The 19,515-nt window shown below is 68.3% G+C and carries 17 protein-coding genes; 6 read left to right on the top strand and 11 right to left on the bottom strand.

What is annotated here, in order from left to right; all coding sequences use genetic code 11:
• The first annotated feature begins 75 nt into the window (after positions 1–75).
• Positions 76–939 carry a hypothetical protein gene (locus AC3IX6_RS39175; RefSeq protein WP_489368066.1) on the top strand — a complete coding sequence of 288 codons (864 nt, stop codon included), beginning with the start codon at positions 76–78 and terminating at the stop codon, positions 937–939.
• Between the two features lie 485 nt (positions 940–1,424).
• Here the strand turns inward: AC3IX6_RS39175 and AC3IX6_RS39170 are convergent, their stop codons facing one another.
• From AC3IX6_RS39170 to AC3IX6_RS39155, 4 genes are read right to left on the bottom strand one after another with little or no spacing between them, the layout of a single operon-like run.
• Positions 1,425–2,843: an IS30 family transposase gene (locus AC3IX6_RS39170; protein WP_489368065.1), complete on the bottom strand. Its 1,419-nt coding sequence runs from the start codon at positions 2,841–2,843 to the stop codon at positions 1,425–1,427.
• Positions 2,794–3,483, bottom strand: coding sequence for a DDE-type integrase/transposase/recombinase (locus tag AC3IX6_RS39165; RefSeq protein ID WP_489368064.1), 690 nt, complete (start codon positions 3,481–3,483; stop codon positions 2,794–2,796). The genes AC3IX6_RS39170 and AC3IX6_RS39165 overlap by 50 nt, the downstream gene beginning before the upstream one ends.
• Positions 3,480–3,788 (bottom strand): transposase, encoded by a 309-nt coding sequence (locus AC3IX6_RS39160; RefSeq protein ID WP_328898144.1) that lies wholly within the window; start codon positions 3,786–3,788, stop codon positions 3,480–3,482. Before AC3IX6_RS39160 ends, AC3IX6_RS39165 begins: the two co-directional genes overlap by 4 nt.
• Before the next feature lie 39 nt (positions 3,789–3,827).
• Positions 3,828–4,208 (bottom strand): hypothetical protein, encoded by a 381-nt coding sequence (locus AC3IX6_RS39155; protein WP_489368063.1) that lies wholly within the window; start codon positions 4,206–4,208, stop codon positions 3,828–3,830.
• Positions 4,209–4,478: 270 nt separating this feature from the next.
• Between AC3IX6_RS39155 and AC3IX6_RS39150 the strand changes: the two genes are divergently transcribed.
• From AC3IX6_RS39150 to AC3IX6_RS39135, 4 genes are all read left to right on the top strand, one after another.
• On the top strand, positions 4,479–5,630 hold the full coding sequence (locus AC3IX6_RS39150) for a HEAT repeat domain-containing protein (protein ID WP_489368062.1): 1,152 nt from the start codon (positions 4,479–4,481) through the stop codon (positions 5,628–5,630).
• An 81-nt stretch (positions 5,631–5,711) separates the two neighbouring features.
• Positions 5,712–5,990 (top strand): hypothetical protein, encoded by a 279-nt coding sequence (locus AC3IX6_RS39145; protein ID WP_489368061.1) that lies wholly within the window; start codon positions 5,712–5,714, stop codon positions 5,988–5,990.
• 250 nt (positions 5,991–6,240) lie between these two features.
• Positions 6,241–6,621, top strand: coding sequence for a hypothetical protein (locus tag AC3IX6_RS39140; RefSeq protein ID WP_489368060.1), 381 nt, complete (start codon positions 6,241–6,243; stop codon positions 6,619–6,621).
• 951 nt (positions 6,622–7,572) lie between these two features.
• The gene (locus AC3IX6_RS39135) at positions 7,573–8,508 is read left to right on the top strand and encodes a nitrilase-related carbon-nitrogen hydrolase (protein WP_489368059.1); all 936 of its coding nucleotides are present in this window, start codon (positions 7,573–7,575) and stop codon (positions 8,506–8,508) included.
• A 298-nt stretch (positions 8,509–8,806) separates the two neighbouring features.
• Here AC3IX6_RS39135 and AC3IX6_RS39130 read toward each other — a convergent pair whose 3' ends face one another.
• On the bottom strand, positions 8,807–9,286 hold the full coding sequence (locus AC3IX6_RS39130) for a ricin-type beta-trefoil lectin domain protein (RefSeq protein WP_489368058.1): 480 nt from the start codon (positions 9,284–9,286) through the stop codon (positions 8,807–8,809).
• A gap of 409 nt (positions 9,287–9,695) precedes the next feature.
• Between AC3IX6_RS39130 and AC3IX6_RS39125 the strand changes: the two genes are divergently transcribed.
• On the top strand, positions 9,696–10,487 hold the full coding sequence (locus AC3IX6_RS39125; protein WP_489368057.1) for an IS5 family transposase: 792 nt from the start codon (positions 9,696–9,698) through the stop codon (positions 10,485–10,487).
• Here AC3IX6_RS39125 and AC3IX6_RS39120 read toward each other — a convergent pair.
• From AC3IX6_RS39120 to AC3IX6_RS39095, 6 genes are all read right to left on the bottom strand, one after another.
• The gene (locus AC3IX6_RS39120; RefSeq protein ID WP_489368056.1) at positions 10,444–11,001 is read right to left on the bottom strand and encodes a hypothetical protein; all 558 of its coding nucleotides are present in this window, start codon (positions 10,999–11,001) and stop codon (positions 10,444–10,446) included. The two genes, AC3IX6_RS39125 and AC3IX6_RS39120, sit on opposite strands and share 44 nt — an antisense overlap.
• A gap of 977 nt (positions 11,002–11,978) precedes the next feature.
• Positions 11,979–12,170, bottom strand: coding sequence for a hypothetical protein (locus AC3IX6_RS39115; RefSeq protein WP_489368055.1), 192 nt, complete (start codon positions 12,168–12,170; stop codon positions 11,979–11,981).
• On the bottom strand, positions 12,167–12,304 hold the full coding sequence (locus AC3IX6_RS39110; protein ID WP_489368054.1) for a hypothetical protein: 138 nt from the start codon (positions 12,302–12,304) through the stop codon (positions 12,167–12,169). The genes AC3IX6_RS39115 and AC3IX6_RS39110 overlap by 4 nt, the downstream gene beginning before the upstream one ends.
• An 89-nt stretch (positions 12,305–12,393) precedes the next feature.
• Positions 12,394–13,434, bottom strand: a complete 1,041-nt coding sequence (locus AC3IX6_RS39105; protein WP_489368053.1) for a hypothetical protein — start codon at positions 13,432–13,434, stop codon at positions 12,394–12,396.
• A gap of 38 nt (positions 13,435–13,472) precedes the next feature.
• Positions 13,473–15,137, bottom strand: coding sequence for a DNA/RNA non-specific endonuclease (locus tag AC3IX6_RS39100; protein ID WP_489368052.1), 1,665 nt, complete (start codon positions 15,135–15,137; stop codon positions 13,473–13,475).
• Positions 15,138–15,897: 760 nt separating this feature from the next.
• On the bottom strand, positions 15,898–19,257 hold the full coding sequence (locus AC3IX6_RS39095) for an ALF repeat-containing protein (protein ID WP_489368051.1): 3,360 nt from the start codon (positions 19,255–19,257) through the stop codon (positions 15,898–15,900).
• Positions 19,258–19,515 lie beyond the last annotated feature (258 nt).

Below are 19,515 nucleotides of genomic sequence, written 5' to 3'. Positions count from 1 at the left end.
ATCGACACCGACGACCTCCCGGCCACGACCGCCCGGGCACTGGCTTCGCACCAGCCAGCGGCCGGACGGATCACCGTGGACCCCACCCCCGCCACCACAGCGCCTGCCGCCCTGGCGCAGGACGTCCTCCACGCACTCGGTAAAACCTGCTTCGGCACCCCGGCCGGCAACGGCGCCTGGGCCGACTCCCTCACCCCCGCATGGATGGCGGTCCGCGCCTGGATCCTTGCTCTCCACATCAGCGGCCTGACCGTCACCCGCGCCCACCGGCTCACCGAACACCGCCTACGCCAACTCCTTCACCTGCGAGAACACACCGGCATCCACCTCACCCTGCTCTGGCACACCCGCCCCACCCCGACCCTCCGCCAACTTCTGGCTGGCATCGACCACCACACCACCCGCACCCTCACCACCCCGACCGGCACCGGCACCACCGCCGACCGCCGACCGCCACGGATGTCCTTCCCCTGGCTCGACCCACCGCAGTCCCTGCCCGGCCTCGCCGTGCCACGGGCCAGAAGAAGCCCCTGCCAGGGTGTCGAACCACTCCCCCGCTTAGCTCGACCCGGAACACCGGCAAGCGACGGCCACGCAGAGCTCGCCGACCGCCTGCACACCCTCGCCCACCCCCTCCACGCCGCAGCCCTCACCACCACCCTGCTCACCGGAGCCGGCCCCGCCCGCCTCGCGCTGATCCGCGGCACCGACGTCCACCCCGACGGAACCCACGTCAAAGTTCACGACCCCCACACCCACCACCGGTGCCGGATCCACGCCCTGCCCGCCTGGGCCCACACCCTCATCACCGCAGCACACCACCACCATCAAGACACCAGCCGTCCCCCGACCAGCGCCCTCTATCCCCTCATCACCGCCCGCGATGCCGCCACCCTCACCGAACACGCCACCAGCATCCACATCCGCCTACCCCACTGACACCCCATACCACCGGAGCGCGCGCAGGAGACCGGTGCCGTCCAGGGCCGCCCGGCGCCAGCCTGCTCCCCGAAGGCCACAACCAACCTGCTTCCACGCTCCGAGACCCCGATTCCCCATCCGGGCCCGAGCCCCTCCCCGCCATCCGCAACGGCAGAGCAGCAACCCGAACGCCACCCGGAGGCCCAAGGGTTGAGGCCACACTTCGAAGTCCCAACACCTCAGCCACGGGCCCACGCAGACCCCGAAAGCCCAGTACCAATCTCCACCAAACTGACCAGGCAAAACGTCAAAGACGTCAGCGCGAAATCGGCACCAACTGTCAGTACCAAAAGTCAGCCCACACACCCACTGACCAGCGGAAATCACCCGATGAACCACTGACATATCAACGCCGAAAAATCACTGACAGACCGATGCACATCATCACCATCTGGTGGTGGCCGAGGGCCCGGACGAGTTTCCGGGAGCGAAATTGGGCGAGTTCAACCAGTCGTTGCAACACCGGCTTCTTGGATCGAGAGTAGCTGCTCACCGAAGACCTCGGCGGGAGTCTTCCAGCCGAGAACTTTGCGGGGTCGATTGTTGATCGCCAGGGCGACGGCCTCGAGGTCCTCGGCAGACCATCTGGCCAGGTCGGTTCCCTTGGGGAAGTACTGGCGCAGTAGCCCGTTCGTGTTCTCGTTCGTCGGTCGCTGCCAGGGCGAGTGCGGATCGGCGAAGAACACTTTCGTCCCGGTGTCGAGAGCGAACTGGGCATGACCGGAGAGTTCCTTCCCCCGGTCCCAGGTGAGGGTCTTGCGCAGCTGCTCGGGCAACTGCGTCATCGACGTGGTGAGTGCCGTGTTCATCGCGATCGCGCCGTAGCCCCCGAGCGAGGGGCCGCTCTTCACGGGCGGATTCTCGCCCCAGCCCTCGAGCCGGGGCAGGTGCACCAGGAGCGTGGAGCGGCTGCTGCGCTCGACGAGCGTGCCGATCGCGGAGCGGCCCGTCCCGATGATCAAGTCGCCCTCCCAGTGTCCCGGGGCCGCACGGTCCCCGGCCTCGGCGGGGCGTTCGCTGAGGACGACGTCTGCGGTGACATGCCCCCGCGGCTTGTTCTGCGACCGCGCTCGGGGAGCCCGCAGCGCCCGGCCAGTGCGCAGGCACGTGACCAGTTCCCGCTTGAGCGCGCCACGGCCCTCGATGAACAGTGCCTGGTAGATCGCCTCATGACTGATACGCATGGACTCATCCTCGGGGAAGTCGACAGGGAGCCGGTGCGAGATCTGTTCCGGGCTCCATGCCATCGCCCATCGTCTGTCCTGCCGGTGCGGCTTGTTCAGCCCTTTCCACTCAGGTGCCTGCGGCCCCGCGACGACTGTCCCGTCAGGCCGGCGGACGTTCCCGGCCAGCCGCTCCTGCACGTACTCACGCAACGGGTCGTTGCCCAGGAGCTTCGCGCTCTTCGGACGTTTGGCCGCCTGCTGGGCCTTCCACTGCGCGACCGTCGCGCGGTACTCCTGCTTGCCGGCGCGCGTGGCGGCGTTGCGGCGCAGTTCCCGAGAGATCGTCCCCGGGTCACGCCCCAGAGCGCGGGCGATCTCGCGCACGCCCTTGTCCGTCGCCCTGAGGATCGCGATCTCCTCGCGCTCCTCGAACGTCAGGTAGCGGCCCGAGGGCTCGGCCAACGTGATCGGAGGCATGCCGCCAGCGTGACGAAACCACCTCGCACCCACCGGCCATGACACGCCGACCGCCAGCGACGCCTCCACCGTCGTGACCCCCGTGGCGATCAGCCGCCAAAACTGGCGCTGCACGACCCGAGAGGGATCAGGCCGCCCCGGTGAACGCATCGCCGGCCGCAACGCACGGTCAGCACGCCACTGCCGACGCCTCCCCTCCGGAACATCGCTGGTCTTCAAACTCCATTCCGCCGTAGCCACGCCGCACACCTCCGAGATCAGGGTGTTGCGACGACCAATTGAATCCGCCTTGTGATCCTCTGTCGCTGTGCAGGATGCATCCGGCGACGCTCTGTCGCCGGGCGACGGCGTTGTCCAGGGCGGTCACTGCCAAGCGGGACTTCATCCGGGCGTCGATGGAGTAGCCCACGATGCGGTTGCTGAAGGCGTCCTTGACCGCGCAGAGATACAGCTTGCCCTCGCCGGTGGCGTGTTCGGTGATGTCGGTGAGCCACAGGCGGTTCGGGCCGGTCGCGGTGAAGACGCGGTTCACCAGGTCGTCGTGGACCGGCGGGCCCGCCTTCTTGGCCCGGCCGCGTTTCTTGCCGAACACGCTCCACCACTGGTTGTCCCGGCAGATCCGCCAGGCGGTGCGGTCAGCCATGCCTGCACCCGCGTCGCGGGCCTCGTCGGCCAGGAAGCGGTAGCCGAACTCCGGGTCGTCGCGGTGCGCGGCGAACAGCGCCTGCGCGCGATGGGCCTCCTCGACCTCGGCTGCGGTCACCGGCTCGTCGAGCCAGCGGTAGTAGGGCTGTCTGGCGAGCTTCAGCACCCGACACGCGACCGTGACGGGCACCCCGTCGCCGGCCAGCTCCTTCACGAGCGGGTAGATCCTTTTCCCGGCAGGTTCGCCTGCGACAGATAGGCCGCTGCCCGCCGCAGGACCTCGTTCTCCTGCTCCAGCAGCTTGATCCGCCGACGCGCTTCCCTCAGTTCCGCGCTCTCCTGGCTGGTCGTCCCGGGCTTCACGCCGTCGTCGATGTCCGCGCGGCGCATCCACTTCCACAACGTCATCGCGTGGACGCCGAAGTCGGCGGCCACCTGCTCGACCGTGACGCCCGGACCGCGGTTCCTCGCGACCCGCACGACGTCCTCGCGGAACTCCTGGGGATAAGGCTTGGGCACAGCGACATCCTTCCCACCTACCCGACAGGGCAAGCCAGTTCAGATGTCACCCGATCGTGCGGCAGACCCGAACGCACCCGGCTCAACTGGGCTCGGCAGTGGCTTGGAGAGGCTGCTCCAGCAACCAGTCACCGACACCGAGTCCAAGGACTCTCGCAGGTTCGACGAGACGTGGAAGGTGACGAAGTCCTTCGGCAACGTTAGTCCTTCGGCAGCCAGCCTCTCCTCCAGCTGCCGCACCTTCGCCGCCCGCTCGGCGACGACCTCGCCTGGATCTCTCAGCCACTGGAACACGCCCGTGAGCTGCTTCTTGTTCAGAGGCGGCAGGGTGTCGTAGGGATACCTCTCATACGTATAGCGGCAGGGGCGATGGTCGCCGAGATCTGTCGCACACCAGGCGGCATCGAAGTCGACACCCATCGCCAGCAGCTCCGTTCGTAAGAGGACATGCGATCGACAGCATCTCACCCGGGTCTGACACCACTGCCTGGCAGAGCCGACGCGCACGCGCTCCCCACCTTCCCTACCCCCTTGACCAGCTCAATCAACTGGGCAACGAGAGCGGCACTGAGGATTTCGCAGGCTTGTCCGCGATTTCGTGAACGCTTTTCGGGCGGCGCTCGATCGCACCCGACCGGCCGCGAGGAAAACCCGTTGGCTGTCGGTGTTCCCTGCTGGAACGATCCTGCTATGACCGACCACCGTGACTCCGTCCTCCGCCTGTGGGGTCGCCAGCTCTACGAGCGTCAGGGCGAGCCACTCGCCTGGGCGGAGACGGTCCTGGAGGCCACCGGTCGCCCGCCGACCGCCGTCACCGCGGCGATGTCCGGCCGACTCGACGCCCTCGCTAATTCCCCATCGGACCACGCATGGCTGCTGTTTCGTACGGTCGCCAAGCTGGCCGCGAACCTGCGGGGCGACGGCCGCTACGACGCGGACGTCGGCACCCGAATCGGCCCACTGGCCCTGCGGCTGGGCGAGCTCGAACCAGCACTCGCCGGCCCGCTCGAGGACGCACTCGGCCACCCGCCGGACGGGCCGACATCCCTCGTCACCGTCCACGCCTCCGAGCTGAGCGGGAACCGCACGATCCGGCTGCGGGCGATCGACGCCCTGCTGGAATGGGCCGAACTCGGCCACCCCCAGGCCCGGGCAGCCCTGTCCGAGGTCGCCTCCGACCACCGGACGCAGGACGTCACCGTCTGGACCAAGACACTCAACCGGATCGCCCTGTTCGGCGACGCGAGCGTCGAACCGGGCCTACTGCGCGCGCTCGCCGACACCGGGCACCGCGGGGTGCGGTGGTCGGCGCTCGCCTGTGCCGAACTCGGCTTCCGCCAGGCCGTTCCCCTCATCACCGCCCTGCTGGAGCATCCCGATCCGATGATCCGCGAAGGTGCCTGCGAGGCGCTCGGCCTCCTTGAGGAACACGCCGCCATACCAGCCCTGACAGCCCGGCTGAACGACGAGACCAACTGGGTACGCAGCAGGGCCGCCCTGGCGCTCGGCCAAATCGGCGGCGACCGGGCACTCGCTGCGCTCTGGCAGGCCATGATGGAACGCCGGAACCCGAAGGCCAGTCATCTCGCCTCAGCGATCGCTACCTTCGGCCCGCCGGTGGTGGACGACCTGATCGCCCTCACCACCGATCCCGACCCAGACCTCCGAGCACTGGCCTGCCGCGCCCTCGGCTCCACCGCCGACGACCGGGCCCTGCCAGCACTGGAACACCTCGCCGCCCACGACCTCGCCAGAACCACCCTCGGCGGCCTCGTGGCAACCGCCGCCAAGCAGGGACTGCGGACCGCGCACCGCATTCGCGCGCGCACCGCCTCGACCTGAGCTCGACGCTCGTCTCGACCTTCCTTCGAGCTCCTTTGCATCAGGGTCCTCACGCGTCGTCGCGAACATGTACGCAACTCATTGCCGCAGCTCAGAGCTCGTCTAGTCATCAGGTCGATCGGTAAACCCCACGATCTCGTCGCCCTCCAGCAGGAACGGGAGCGGACCTACACCGCCCTCGCCTACACCCCCGCCGGGGCTGGCACGGCCGCGCTGCGGCGCGCCCTGGTCCTCCTGGACCTCCGTCTCGCCACCCACCCCTACTGGGCCTCGCCCGCCCAGTGGCGGTGCGGCGCCGCCGAGCTGCGCCGCACCGCCCGCACCCACACCCCGACCCCCACGGCACTGAGCGCAGCATGAGCGAGCAGGCCCCCACCACCACCCGCCCGCGCCCCGTGCTGGTCACGTGGGCGCCCAGCCAAACCGGCCCCTGCGCCCGGTGTCACCTTCACTGCACCTTCTTCGGGCCGGTGTGACGGACGGGGCGCCGGGCGGGGTGTTCGCGCCATCGTCGGGTTCCGGCCGTTCACGCAGGAGTTCCGACCTGGTGGTGATCTCCGGTGGAAGCCTCTGACCAGGAAGGCAGCGTGCCGTCCTGTGAGGAGAGACCATGTCCGATGAAGTTACTGACCTCGGCGCGATCCAGGGATCCGGGGGCGGTCCCGCGGCGCCCGCTCTGGGCTCGATCCCGGTGACCGAGATCCACCCGGAGGCTGACAGCGGCCTGACCGTGGTCGCCCCGGCCGACGTGAAGGCGGAGGAGGTGGGCTTGTTCAGTATCCGGTACAGGGGATTGGTGCCCACGCTCGTCCTCACCGGCGGCACGATCGTCCCCTCCCTGATCACCGTCGTGGACGGGTCCGGAAGCGTCCTGGCCGAGTACGAGGCGCGCCCTGCCCCGAAGCGGATCGCGAGCCGGATGCTTCCCGACGACCAGAACGATCTCGTCTGCGCCACCCCCGACTGCAAGCCCATCAGCCTGACCAAGTAGGATCCGCGGGCCGGAGGCGGCCGGCCCGCATCATCCAGGTGCACGCAGACGGCGCGCTCCCGCTCCCTGTCCTGCTGGCAACTCGGGCGGATTTCCCACCTCCGAGCCGGGAGGGCCCGGCCATGCCACCTCACGCGAGAGGCGTGGCGGTGCTTGCGGCAGAGAAGCCACCAGGCCACATGCCGGTACGGGATCGGGCCTCTACGTTGTGCGCAGCGTGCAAGGAGGCCCGGCGGGCGCGGTATGGGGGCTGAGCCGTGTCCGTCCTTCCGCCCGACCGCTTTGGCCTCCGCCCGTATTCCCGGCGCAATCAGCGGGGCGGTGACCCGTCGGCGGGCACAACATGAACGAGAATGCACAGATCCGCTCGAACTCCGACAGCTCCCCCGGCTCCCCCGTCGGCGGCGGCTTCGTCGATCGCCTTCAACAACCGCATCGAGCGCTCCTGGTCCGCCTTCGCTCCCGCCGAACGCAAAGGGCCCGGTACGCAGCCGGGAGTGGGCGGCGCCGGGGTGCGGTCCAGGGCCACAGGCTGTTCAGGGGCCACAGCGCCGGCCATCAGCGACAAGACCAGCCCCGCGAGCGTCCCGTACGCGGCCCGACGCTGCCGTCCGCGTCCATCCCTCCCTCTGACTGACCTGCGCGATTCCCCTATATAGGAACGATGGAACATCCGGGGTGGCATCGTTCCCGGATCTGGGAACGGAGCGGGCACCGCCGGCTTGGCTGGGCCACGCCTGCCGGGCCGGATGCGGCGGCCGGGGGTGGTGGAGCGGGAGCGGGCGGCGGCCGCCGACACCATCGGCATCGCCGAGGCGGCTGGTGTCCGTCGCTGATCAGGTAGGGGTGTTGCCTCTTACGGCCCTGTTGTGGTGTCCGGTGGTGTACTGAATCGTTCTGGCTGCGGTGGCGGTCGCCCGGACCGGCATTCGCGGAAGGATCCCGTTGTCGATGTCGCAGCCTGTTCGTGTCGTGTTCCGCTCTGCCCGGCGTGCTGCGCCGGCCTTCGGTGAAGGGCTGCGGGTGGCCCTGTACCAAGGAGAGGGTCCGGTCGGCAGCCGGGAGGCGGTGGAGCAGAACCTGGAGCGTCTGGCCGAGGTGGCCGCTCTGGCAGGGGACTACGACTGCCAGACGGTGGTGTTCCCGGAGAAGTACACCACCGGTTACGCGATCGGCCCCGAGGAGTGCCGGGAGCTGGCCGAGCACCGCGAAGGGCCTTCGGTCGAGCGGGCGCGGCTGGTGGCCAAGGAGCACGGCCTGGCCGTGGTCCTGCCCTACCCCGAGCGTGACGGGGACGCGTTCTACGACTCGATCAGCGTGATCGCTTCCGACGGGCTGGTGGCGGCGAACTACCGCAAGACCCACCTGTACGGGGCCGCCGAGCGGCGCAACTACTCCTTCGGCCAGGACCTGCCGCCCGTCGTGACCATCAACGGCATCGGGGTGGGCGTGCTGAACTGCTACGAGTGCGAGTTCCCGCCCCTCTACCAGTACCTCGCCGGACAGGGCGCCACGATCGTCCTCGGCCCCACCGCCGCGGACGGCCACTTCCGCCTGGCCGACGGCACCATGAGCCAGGTCCCCTACCAGGACGCCACCCGCCACATCATCCCCGCCATGGCCAGCATCTGGCGCCTGTTCATCGCCTACGCCAACCGCCGCGGCTGGGAACAGGTCCCCGCCGGCGCCTGGCAGTACCAGGGCAACTCCGGCATCTGGGGACCAGACGGCGAACCCCTGGTAGCCGCCACCGCTGAAGACCGCCACCACGACTGCCTACTCATCGCCGACTGCCTCCCCGCAGAAGTACCCCCCTTCAGCCCCGAAGGCCACCACCCCACCGACAACCGCCTCACCTTCAACCCCGCCCTACGCCCCACCCACTGAGGACCGCTTCTTGCCGGCACCGGAGAACAAGATGGTGCGCGGACATCGGCCCGATCCCACACACAGCGGGAAGGCGTCCCGAAAGCCGGAGCGGGCCCGGGTGCGGGCGTCCACGGCCCGGTGGGGCGCCGACGTCCACGGACCGCGGGCACTCGGCGCTGCACGCGGCCGGAACACCCGGCAGGCGTGGCGACTACAGTCCCGGCTGTCAGAACTCCTTGAGACCTCTGACAGCCGGGACCGTCAATGCAGTCGGCTTACGAGTACCGGCCGGGAACGTCCCTCATTCGGTAAGGGGTCAGGCGGCGGCGAGGCTGATCTGGTTCTTGAAGATCACCCAGCGCTGGCCCGCGTCCTTCACATCGCACACCTTGGTCGAAACGTTCGGGGTGCTCCACGTGTTGGCGAAGCAATAGGCCGGCGCGTAGCTGAGGGCGATCTGCTGGTCCGAGACCTTCCAGTACTGCCCCTGGTCCTTCGGGTTGCACGGCTTCACCGAGACGTCCGCGGCGTTCCAGGTGTTGGCGAGGCAGTAGGCCGGCGCGTCGGTCAGGGAGATCTGGTGGCCCGAGACGGTCCAGTGCTGGCCCTGGTCCTTCGGGTCGCACGGCTTCGTGGAGACGTTCGGGGTGCTCCAGGCATTCGCCAGACAGTAAAGCCCGGGAGCACGCAGGGCCGGAGCGGCGGTTGCCGCGGCCTGCGCCCCCGTGGCAGGCAGGAGGGAAGCGGTCAGCGCCAGCGTCGTGAGAGCGAGCGTCTTGCGAAGGGCGACAGTCATGAGGGCGAAATCCGTTCGTGCTGAAGAAATGGGATTCACGCCCGACCGCGAGATGGGTTCCCAGCTCTGTTCCGAACGCAAGGTAATTGGTAGCAGCACCCAAGACTTGGCCAACGGTTTCTACGCGGCATCTTCATCCCTTAGTAGCTGTTGTCGTTCCGATCTTGAGGGGTGGGCGTCGAACAGGAGTCTCGATCGGGTGATCGCGGCTGACCGTGGGCATGAAGGCAGGGCCTCTTGGTAGCTCGGGGTTGCGAAGCCAACCGAGATCCAGGAGACCCTGTTGCCGCAGTTGTACGTCCTCACGCCGGTGGAGTTCAACTCGGCTGCTCCGTCGTGTTATTGTGCCGCTCACCGGTTCGGGAATGCGGCCGATCACCCGGAACGTGTTCGGAGGTATCCCTCGGACATGACAGACGCGGAGTGGGCCGTGGTCCGGCCGCTCCTGCCGGTGCCGGGCTGGATGCGGGGCCGGGGCGGGCAGCCGGAGGCGTACTGCCACCGGGCCATGTTGGACGCGGTCCGCTATCTCGTGGACAACGGGATCAAGTGGCGGGCGATGCCGGCCGACTTTCCGCCGTGGGACCGGGTCTACGCCTTCTTCCGCCGCTGGCGCGACCACCTGCTGGTCGGGGAGTTCCACGACCGGCTGCGCGACCGGGTCCGCCAGAAGGAGGGCCGGGATGTGGAGCCGACGGCCGGCGTGATCGACTCGCAGTCCGTCAAGGCGGACGTCGTGGTCGGAGCCGACAGCCGCGGCTTCGACGGCGGCAAGCTGATCAACGGACGCAAGCGGCACGTCGTGGTCGACACCCTCGGCCTGCTACTGGGCGTCATGGTCACCGCCTCGGACACCGGTGACCGCGCCGCCGCGAAGGCGCTGCTCGCCCAGGTGGCCGACGCCCACCACCGGCTGGAACTCGTCTGGGCCGACGGCGGCTACACCGGCAGCCTCGTCGAGCACTGCCTGGCCACGCTCGCCCTGGTCCTGGCGATCGTCAGACGCAGCGACGACACGCGCGGCTTCGTGGTCCTGCCCAAGCGGTGGATCGTCGAGCGGCTCTTCGCCCACCTGATGCGAAGCCGCCGCCTGGTCCGCGACTTCGAACGCCGCACCACCAGCGCCGAGGCGATGATCTACTGGTCGATGACCATGATCATGACCTGCCGCCTGACCCGCTCACACCCCGCGCGAGCGTGAACCGGCCCGGCGCCGGCTCGGCCAGCCAGCCCCGCGCGACCAGCCGCTTCGCCTTCGACCGCAACGCCTCCACCTTCGACGGCACCGCGTCCAGGCCGAAGAGGACGGCCATCTCCTGGCAGGTCAGCGGCCCTTGATGAAGGCGATGCCGGTCCGCGAGAGCCCGCAGGATGCGCTGGTAGTCCATCGACAGCACGGACGCGTCCAGCCCCTCGCGCCACACCGGCACCTGCGCCTTCGGCTTCGCTGCCATCGACGCCGACGATGCCTCCTGCCCCTGCCCCTGCCCCTGCCCCTGCGCCGGCATCGCCCGTTCGGTCCGTGCGTGATCTGCGGTCTCGGCCACCGGACCCAGCACCTCGCCGACCCGCGAGCGGGCGATGACCCACTCCTTCCATTCCCGCTCGGCCACGGCCAGCTCGGCCTGGACGCGGTCGGCCTCCTCCCGCAGCTCGTCCACACGACGACGAGCACCCAGCTCACGCTGCTCGAGCAACCCCACGACCGACGGCATCCACGGTCTCCCCAGAAACGATGACACGACAGGCCACCCCTCCCACGGGAGCACCGAACCTATGCCTGACCAGCGAAAACGCCGATCTCAGGTTCGGTACGACAACACCTACTTAGCGCTGACAAGACGGGCCGCACTCCTCTTCAACTACTGTCCAGGCACCCACTGACAACCAACACCACCACTGCCAAGTGAATCTTGAACCTTCACCCACACCAACCCGCAAATCCCGAAGGTCGCCGGTGGCACGCCCAACTACCAGCCGCAGCGACGTCCTTCCCGCGATGAGGCAGCAGAAGGGTCCCTGCCTCCATGGCGAGGGCGAAAGGCCACCACGCAGCACTTCTTCTTGGGAGCCTGAAGGTATGACTCCCGGGGTCTTCCACGTCGCCCCCCTCGGCAGAGAAACGACCTTCTCCTTCCTTACACGGATCGCCGCCCGCTACGGACAGAGCCCCGCTGAACTGCTGGGTCACTGGCAGTGGAGCAACCACCAGCCCCGGCACCATGACGGGAGACCACGCAAAGACACTGAAGTCCTGCTCAATCAGGCCGGCCGAAGCATGCTGGCAAGACTGTGCAGGGGCGACGAGGAAACCCTTGGTCAGGCCCTGCCGTCGTGGCGGCAAGGAGACCAGCAGTTCAGCGACAAGCAGCTGTCAGAGGCCCCGGGGCACTGTGGCGCGTCGCAGGCACAACGGTGAAACCGGTGGCGTTCGGCTGCCGGCTCTGCACGGCCCGACGCACCCGACAGGCCGTCCCTGTGGTCCGCTATGCCGACCCCTGGCAGCGAGTGTGCGAGAGGCACCACCGGTGGCAACTTCCCGCAGCACGGCCGCCGGGCAGGGCGGTATTCACGAAATGGTGTCGGGGACTTCGGCCGCGCCGCCGGCCCTGACGGCCTCGACGACGCGTTCGTGGAACGCGGCGAGGCCGCCGGGTGGGAGCGGGGCCGGGCTGCCGGTGAGGGTGCAGGACTACTCCTCCGCGCCCGTGTACTGGATCCGGACCTGGACGGTGTCGTCGGGGCCGGGCTCGGTGGTGAGGGTGACGTCGCCGAGTTCCTTTGTCATCACCCCGCCCGGTCCTGCCTTCACGTGCACGGTCAGCGCAACGGCGCCATCGCGGCTGCTGGGGTGCGGGGTGTCTCCCTGCTGGTTGGTGGTCATGGGGGGCACGTCTCCAGCATCTCGGTCAGCTTCATCTTCTCCGCCTCCATGGCGGTGAGCTGGTAGGTGCTCTTCACGTTCGTCCAAGCCGTCGCGTACGCCAGGCCCGAGCAGCCACGGACGGCCAAAAGCATTCGGTCCTCGACAGCCAGGTTCCTTGCCTTGACCGACGTCACCACGTTTCGAGTCGGCGTGTGCTTCTCTGCAAGCCCTCAGGGCTGTCTCACTGGATGAGCTCGATGTGGGGATGGTTCGGGGTTGCTGGACAAGCGTGCAGTTGAAGGTTGTAGCCGCCAGCAATGTCGATCTTGGTGAAGTTGCCGTCCAAGGTGCCCTGGGGAAGCGGGGGCGGGGACGCCGGTTTTTCCTCAGCGATCCAGGTCTTGCTGCCTGAGTCCCATTCCGAGGAGGCGATGGTGAGGAGGGGGACCGCCTCGGTGCCGCACTCGGGGCATGAGCGGTCGACGGGGTCGGTGGGGTCCCAGCGGGTCCAGCCGCCCGTCTTCCAGCCAGGTGCGGTCGAGAGGTTGTTCAGGTAGAGCTCACCCGAGTCATATGCATATGCGCTGTACTCTGCGCGGTCGATCACCTCCCATCGGGTCCTGTCGTCCAGCTGGCCCCTTACCTCTTCGTCCAGCTCCCTGGGATGGGGGTAGTCGGTGACCTGCTCTGGTGAGAGCAGACACGGCTCCGGCAGGTAGTGCGCCGACTGGATGAGCGCAGGCTCGGGCGCTGCGCCGAGGACATCGGTGACGGTGGCGGAGGAACGCCAGAAGAGCGTGGTCTTGGGGTGTGCCATCGCGTGGTCGAAGGGGCACCACAGGACCTGGAGGAGATCCGCGTCGGCCGGGCGCGGGAAGGGGATGTCACGGGCGTAGAGCTGGGAGACCGGGAGAAGGGGTACCGGGCTGTCGGACCACGGGCGGCCGACCTTGATCCGCTCCCAGTTCTCCAGCTCCTCAGGGGTGGACTCGGGTGCCTCGGGGTCGAGGCTCAGCCGTTCGTTTGCTGCAGCAAGGTCGCGGCGCAGGACCCGGACGTCGCCTGGGGAGTGGACGACCGGCGAGGCGTGCCTGTCGTGTGGCTCGTGGCAGTGGGGCCATGGTTCGTCGGCGGGCCACAGGAGCGGCCCGCCGACGTGGCTGTCGTGCACGGTCGGTGACCCGGGGCGCGGGTGCAGTCGGGTCGCTGTGCGCGCCAGTTGGGTCAGTTGAGGGAAGAGTGCGGTGACATCGAACGGCCGCGATGGGGTGGTGAAACTCATGCCTGCTCCTTCTGGCGCGCACTGGTGCTTTCGGGGGATCAGTTGCCGAGGTTGAGCGTCCCAGTGTTCTGCAAGGTGTTGGTGACGTAGACGTTGGGGAACAGTTCCTCGGTTGTCCCGTTCGCCCGTTGGATGGTTGCGTGCATCGTGACGCCCAAGGGGATGCTGCTGTTCGCGTCCTTGTAGACGGGCGTCACTTCGTAAAAGATCGCGTCGTTGACTCCGAAAGCGGCGATGGGGCCCTTGATCAGGTCCTGCGCCATGGTCTCGAACGTCCGCATGCTGGGCGTGCCCGTGTTCATCCCGGACTGCCAGCAGGGGACGAGGTTGTATCGAGTGAGATCACTCGTGCCTTGTCCGCCGAGGATCTTCGCGATGAGATGACATCGGGCCAGCCCGTTGGTGACGTTGCTCGCCTTCTTGAACTCCTCTGCGTCCTTCCATCCGGTGATGGGGTCGCTGGTTCCTGTCCCCCCGCCGAGATTCCGACCCAGGCACGCCTGCGCCTGGGTCGGCCGCTTTCCGGGCCCGCCGGACGGGTCGGTCTGATTGATGAGAGGCACCGGCTCAGTGGTGTTCTTGAACCAGCCGTCGCGGTTGGGGAGCGCACCCGCTGGCGGAGGATCGTTCAGGCAGCTGGCCTTCGGTCCGGTGTCCGGTGTCGAGACCGTCAGCTCGAACTTGTCGGCGTCGATCACCCGCTGATCCTTGAAGCCGTCGGCAAGCTGGGTGTCGGCGAACTGCTTCTCGGTGGGCGTGACATGAGCCTGCACACAAGGTGAGGCCCGGTCCAGGACATGGCCGTCGTTGAGGATATAGGTGTCCCATTCACCGTTGCCGAGGTTCGGGATCACATTGACGCACCGGTCGCCGGCGACACCGCCCTCTTTCGCCTCGCCGAAGGGAAAGTCACTGCAGGAGTCGGATTCGACGAGATCCGTCTGGGCCGTGAAGCCGCTACACGTGGTGGCGGTGCGGCCAGCCATGCCGCTCGTCGACCGGGTCAGAGGACTGCCCTTCTTCCCCCAGCCGCCATTGAGGTTCTTCTGCGCCCAGCCGTAGGCAGCGATGGCGCCGCCCGGGTCCGAGCTCGTCGCCTTCATCGCCACGACGGGCATTACGGAAGGGATGGCACAGCCTGCGGTCGAGGTACCGCCGCCCGCGTCGTCGCAACGGATGTCGCGAGGGTTGGTCCACGAAGCGTTCGGGTCGGTGATCGTGGCGCCCGGCATGGCCACGTACATCCGGTACGAAGTGCCGAACACCGCCTTGGCGCCCGGAGCGGGGGTCGAGGAGTATGTGACGGTTCCGGTGGAGGACTTCCCTACGGTCAGGTTATTGCCGAACCAAGGCATGTCCTTCGTCGCCTTGCAACCGGTTCCGCAGGCGGCGCGGAACTTAGTGGTGAGGTTGGTGACGTCGCCCTTCGCAGAGGTCATCGTCACGGTGACCTGCTCGGTCCACGTCGTGCCGCTGGCAGGCAGTGAGGCGCTGGTGGAGACGTCCAGGGTGCCTCGCCCGATCTCCACGCCGTTGCCGTCGCGCAGGATGTAGAGGACGTTCAGCCCGGTGACGCAGTACGTGAAGCGCTCGTAGGCGTAGTTCCCGGGACTGCTGATGTCGCAGCTGGCGCTGGCGAGCGGCTGTGCGGAGGCTAGCCGGTTCGCGGAAGCAAGCTTGGTCGTGGAGGGGCTGATGCTCACGCATGCCTCGACCGCTCCCCTCCGGCGTTCTTTCGAACCTGCCTTCGTGGCCTCGCAGTGCTCCCTGGACTTCTTCGGGAGGACACCGATAACGGCGGAGGTTGAAGCACCGGCCCGGCCCGTGCTCCCCGTCTGCCTGGACTTTTCCGCGGCGGGCTGTGCCGTGGCGGTACCCGTCGTGGTGAGTCCCAGCGTCACGGCCATCAGTACGGCGAGTACGGTCGACCGGGCACGTATTCGGATTGCGCTTCGGGGACGTGTCTTGTGCATGCTCGTCAGATCTCTCTTCTGTCTTGGTAGATGGGTGGGGGGAACACCACATGTGACGCCCTGAGGTCCGCCCGTTGGCGCGTTGAGGTCAGCGCGCCAACGGGCTCAGCAACCAGGCAGGCGTCAAGCACCGCAGTCCGGCGCCGGTTGGGGCACTACTCCCGTGGCGGTAGCCGGGAGGGGAGGTCACCGTGCGCGGCCACGTCCCCTGCGTCTTCCGCTTGCCCGGCCCGGCCTGAAAGGCCGGCTGCCTCACGAATCCACCCTTCCGCCCGCGCCCAGTCGTGTGCACAGGTCGGGGCGTTCAAGCGCTCCCGAAAGCGGGGCAGGGGTGTGTCATGGGCCAGCGACTGCCGAAGAAACACACCGGGCGCGAACCTGCGTCGGTGTGGTCCCGAGGCGGCGCGACCCCGGATGCAACCAGGGCTGCCTCCGGCGTTGTCACGCTTGCGTACATGTGGTGCAGCTGGTGGCGGCGACTGTGCGCGGATCAGGCGACGAGGCTGTAGAACTCCCTCATGATTTTGGAACCGACGTCGCCGGTGGTCTTGGCAACAGGCGCAAGTGTCTTGCCTGTCTTGACCGGCAGGCGCAGGCTGGCGAATCCGCCCCGCCCACGCGACCCCAGGCTGAGAGCAAAGCGGCTGACAGAGCTGGCGAACTCCTTGCTCTCCCAGCCGTACTCGACGCCATTGAAGACCCCGCTGAGTCCCGAGGAGACGATGGAGATGGCACTCATTGCGGTGGACGCAATCCTGAGGAACGGGGTTGCCGGGGTGGGGAAGAGACTGGCTACAGAGAGGACGGCCGCGCCGATGGCCGCAAGTCCGGCGGTGACCTCGGCGGCGTCGGCCCACCAGCCAGCGTCCGACCACCAGTCCTCGTCGGCACCCGTCCCGTTGGGATTGACCTTGTCGTGCTGCGGGATGTCGGCGGGGTTGCGCTGGGCGTCCTTGTTCTTATGTGCCTCTTCCGCGGCCTTGCGGGCCTCCGCGAGCAGCTCTTCCTTTCGCTTGGCCACAGCGATGTTACGGGCCTGGGAAGCTGCTGCGGCTGCCTCGCTTGCGCTCTTCCCGGCATCCAGCGCCGATCGGTGTGCGGCGGCGGCCGAATCCTGTGCCGAGCGTGCCGAGGTCAGGGCACTGCGGGCGGAGTCGATGGCCTTGTTCGCCGAGTAGTTGGCGACCCGGGCCGCTCCCTGGGCGACGTTCGCCGCGGCTTTGGCCTTGTCTGCCTGCGCCTGCGCCTGGTTGGCTGATTTCTCGGCGGCGTCGGCGTTGTTGTTGGCCTCTGTGGCGTACTGGAAGGCCTGTTCCTGGGCCTTGATGGCCTTGTCCGCCCACTTCTGGGCGTCGGCAGCCGCGTTGCGTGCGTCGGCCGCAGCCTTGGAAGCGTGGGCGGCGTCGCGCTGCGCCTCCTGGGCGATCTTGGCTGCTGCGGAGATCGCGGCCTGGATGGCGGCCTCGTGGCTGGCGGAGTCAAAGTCGAGCTGTGCGGTCTTGAAGCACAAAATCTCGACGAACTGCAGTTTCATCCAGACCGGACCGGCGAGGGCCACTTCGCCGAAGGCCTTCGTGTAGGGGCCGCCCGTGTTGATGAGTGATGCGATCTTGACCTGGGCGTCTTCCTCGATGGCGGGTCCGAGGTCCTCGTCGAAGAACTTCTGCAGGGCTACTGGAGTGTTGATCCTCAGGGCATTGTCCGCGGCCTTCTCCACCGCGGCGCCTGGTTCGTCGTCCAGGATTTTGAAGATGAGGACCCGGTTCTCCTCAGACCTGCGCTGGATCATTCCCCCGGTGCTGAAGTCTCCTTCGGCCTTGTCGCTTCCGCTCGCCAGCGCCTGGACCGCGCCGTCAGCGACTGCCGGAGCGGAGATCTGAGCGATGTACAGGATGGTCTCGCGGTCGTCCTGCGACTGGGCAAGGGCGCGGTCGAGGTCGATCCAGGACAGGACGTCGTAGTCCGTGCCCGCGAGCGCAAACTGAGCCGCTTGCCGAGTCCAGGTCCCCTTGGAGTTCAGCAGGGCGACCGCCGCCTTGCGCCCCAGGGGCACCGCGAGTTCGAAGTCCTGCGCGTTCAATGCTTGTTCGGCCTTGTTGATCAGATCCTTGGTGGCCTGGCTGGTCTGCTCGGCCTGGGTACGCTTGTTCAGCGCGGCAGCACGCTGGGCGGTGTCGAAGGAGGCCAGCTCCTTGGCCTCCTCCATGGCCTGCTTGCGGTCTTCCTCCAGCGACGCCCACTCCGCCGCTCGTGCGTCGGCGGCTACCTTCATGGCGTCGGCGACCGTCTTGGTGGCTGTGTCTGCAGCCTTTACGGCCTCGGCGGCGTGCACGGTCGACTTGTTCGCGTAGTCGATGGCCTGTCCGGCGTACTTGACGGCCTCCTCGGCCGCAGCGGCCGCCTTCTCGGCATGATCTGCTGCGGAGTTCGCCGCGTCACGCGCCGCCTTGGCCGCAGTCGCGGATACGTTGGCCAGGGACTGGGCCGTGGAGGCCGCGTTGGTGGCCTGGTTGGACGCCGTGTTGGCGATGGATGCCTGACGCTGCGCTTCGGCTGCTTCCGACTGGGCGATGCCCGCGGACGTGGCCGCCTGGGCGGAGGCCTTGGCCGCGGTGGCGGCTTCGCGTGCGGCACCAGCTGCGGAGCCTCCTGCCGCCGCCGCGTCGCTGGAGGCGGTTGCGGCTTGGTCGGCGGCCTTGGCCGCGCTACGGGCCTTGGCCGCGGCATCACGTGCGGCGACCGCGGCGTCCTTCGCGGCCTGGGCCTTGGAGGCGTCCTTGGACGCGGCGATCGCCGCGTTGTAGGCGGTGGAGGCGGCGAACCCGGCCACTGCCGCAGCCTGGGACGCGCCCGTGGCCGCTCGGGCGGCGCGACGGGACGCCTCCACTGCCGTGCTGGAGGCGCGGATGGCGATGTGGGCCGCGTCGGCCGCTCCGCGGGCGGCTGAGGCGGCCTTGCGAGCCGCAGCGCCGGACTGCGCCACGTCATTCTTGGCCGCCTCGGCTTCCGCTGCGGCCTTCTGGGCCGCTTCCTTGGCCCGTACGGCGGCGGTCTGGGCTCGCTGGGAGGCCTCGACCGCAAGGTCGGTACTCGCCTGGGCGCGCTTGCCCTCGCGTTCGACGACCGCGACGAGTTCCTTGATGGTGGCCTTCTCCTGGTCGCGGGCACGGGCGATGTGCTGCCCGACCTCCAGGAACCAGGCCAGGTCCGCGTCCGTGCCCTTCAGAGCACGGTCGGCGTACTTGCTCACCTCCGGCCCCGCTCCGAACATGATCTTCGCGCTCTCGACCCGCATGTCCTCGTCATCGGCCTTCCACCGGCCCTCGACGATGAAGCGCTCCAGGGCGCGGTCGGTGGCCGCGTCCAGAGCGGCCGTGCCTTCGCGCTTCACAGCCCGGCCGCCGACGTGAATGACCGCGGCAGTGGCCACCCGCAGGTCTTCGGTCACCGCCGGCTTAAAGCCGCTCTGCAGGAACGTCGCGACAGCCGCGTCACCGCCGACTATGGCCGCTGCCCCCTCGCGGGCCATGCCCTTGCCCGCGTTGGCCATGCACGCGAAGACCGCGACCCGATTGTCCTCCGCCGCCACCTTGGCTAGCTGCTCTGTCAGGAATGTGCTCACCTCGGCGTCCGTACCGGACAGGGCCTGGGCAGCCAGGGCGCGGGTCCCCCTCCCTCCGGAAAGCCAGGCAGTCAGGGCCTTGGCTCGGTCGGTGTCGGGCAGCGGATTGGGACTGTCACCTCCGGCCGCACGGGCCGGCGCCAAGAGGGGAATCGGCGCGGCGGCGGCAATGCCGGCGGCGGCCAGCACCCCGAGAAGGCGGCGTCTGCTCATGAAGGTCATCTGCATTGGGGTTCCTCAAGGGGCCGTCTGATGGAGAAAGTTGATGAGGCGGACTACAAGCCGTCAGGACCAGTGCCACGGGGGCGCCTCGGGTGCCTGTGGAACGAGCCCAGGTTTACGGCGCACAGGCTCCACCGACGGGTGGGCACAGCACCGCCGGGCAAGGAAAGCAGCGGAAATTACGCGGAACGAGTGGCGCGCTCAGGGATCTGATCCGCCTCTCGGCCACCGCTTGTCGCCTGGAAATTCCTCACAGCGACGCAT

It is taken from the genome of Streptomyces sp. GL_141 (genome assembly GCF_057834385.1).
This window is presented reverse-complemented; position numbering and strand designations above follow the sequence as displayed.

Coding starts and splice junctions, on each gene's coding strand:
- AC3IX6_RS39155 (WP_489368063.1), bottom strand. CDS start 4,208: ATGGGTGTCGACTTCGATGCCGCCTGGTGTGCGACAGATCTCGGCGAC.
- AC3IX6_RS39150 (WP_489368062.1), top strand. CDS start 4,479: ATGACCGACCACCGTGACTCCGTCCTCCGCCTGTGGGGTCGCCAGCTC.
- AC3IX6_RS39140 (WP_489368060.1), top strand. CDS start 6,241: ATGTCCGATGAAGTTACTGACCTCGGCGCGATCCAGGGATCCGGGGGC.
- AC3IX6_RS39135 (WP_489368059.1), top strand. CDS start 7,573: ATGTCGCAGCCTGTTCGTGTCGTGTTCCGCTCTGCCCGGCGTGCTGCG.
- AC3IX6_RS39130 (WP_489368058.1), bottom strand. CDS start 9,286: ATGACTGTCGCCCTTCGCAAGACGCTCGCTCTCACGACGCTGGCGCTG.
- AC3IX6_RS39125 (WP_489368057.1), top strand. CDS start 9,696: ATGACAGACGCGGAGTGGGCCGTGGTCCGGCCGCTCCTGCCGGTGCCG.
- AC3IX6_RS39120 (WP_489368056.1), bottom strand. CDS start 11,001: ATGCCGTCGGTCGTGGGGTTGCTCGAGCAGCGTGAGCTGGGTGCTCGT.
- AC3IX6_RS39115 (WP_489368055.1), bottom strand. CDS start 12,170: ATGACCACCAACCAGCAGGGAGACACCCCGCACCCCAGCAGCCGCGAT.
- AC3IX6_RS39110 (WP_489368054.1), bottom strand. CDS start 12,304: ATGCTTTTGGCCGTCCGTGGCTGCTCGGGCCTGGCGTACGCGACGGCT.
- AC3IX6_RS39105 (WP_489368053.1), bottom strand. CDS start 13,434: ATGAGTTTCACCACCCCATCGCGGCCGTTCGATGTCACCGCACTCTTC.
- AC3IX6_RS39095 (WP_489368051.1), bottom strand. CDS start 19,257: ATGCAGATGACCTTCATGAGCAGACGCCGCCTTCTCGGGGTGCTGGCC.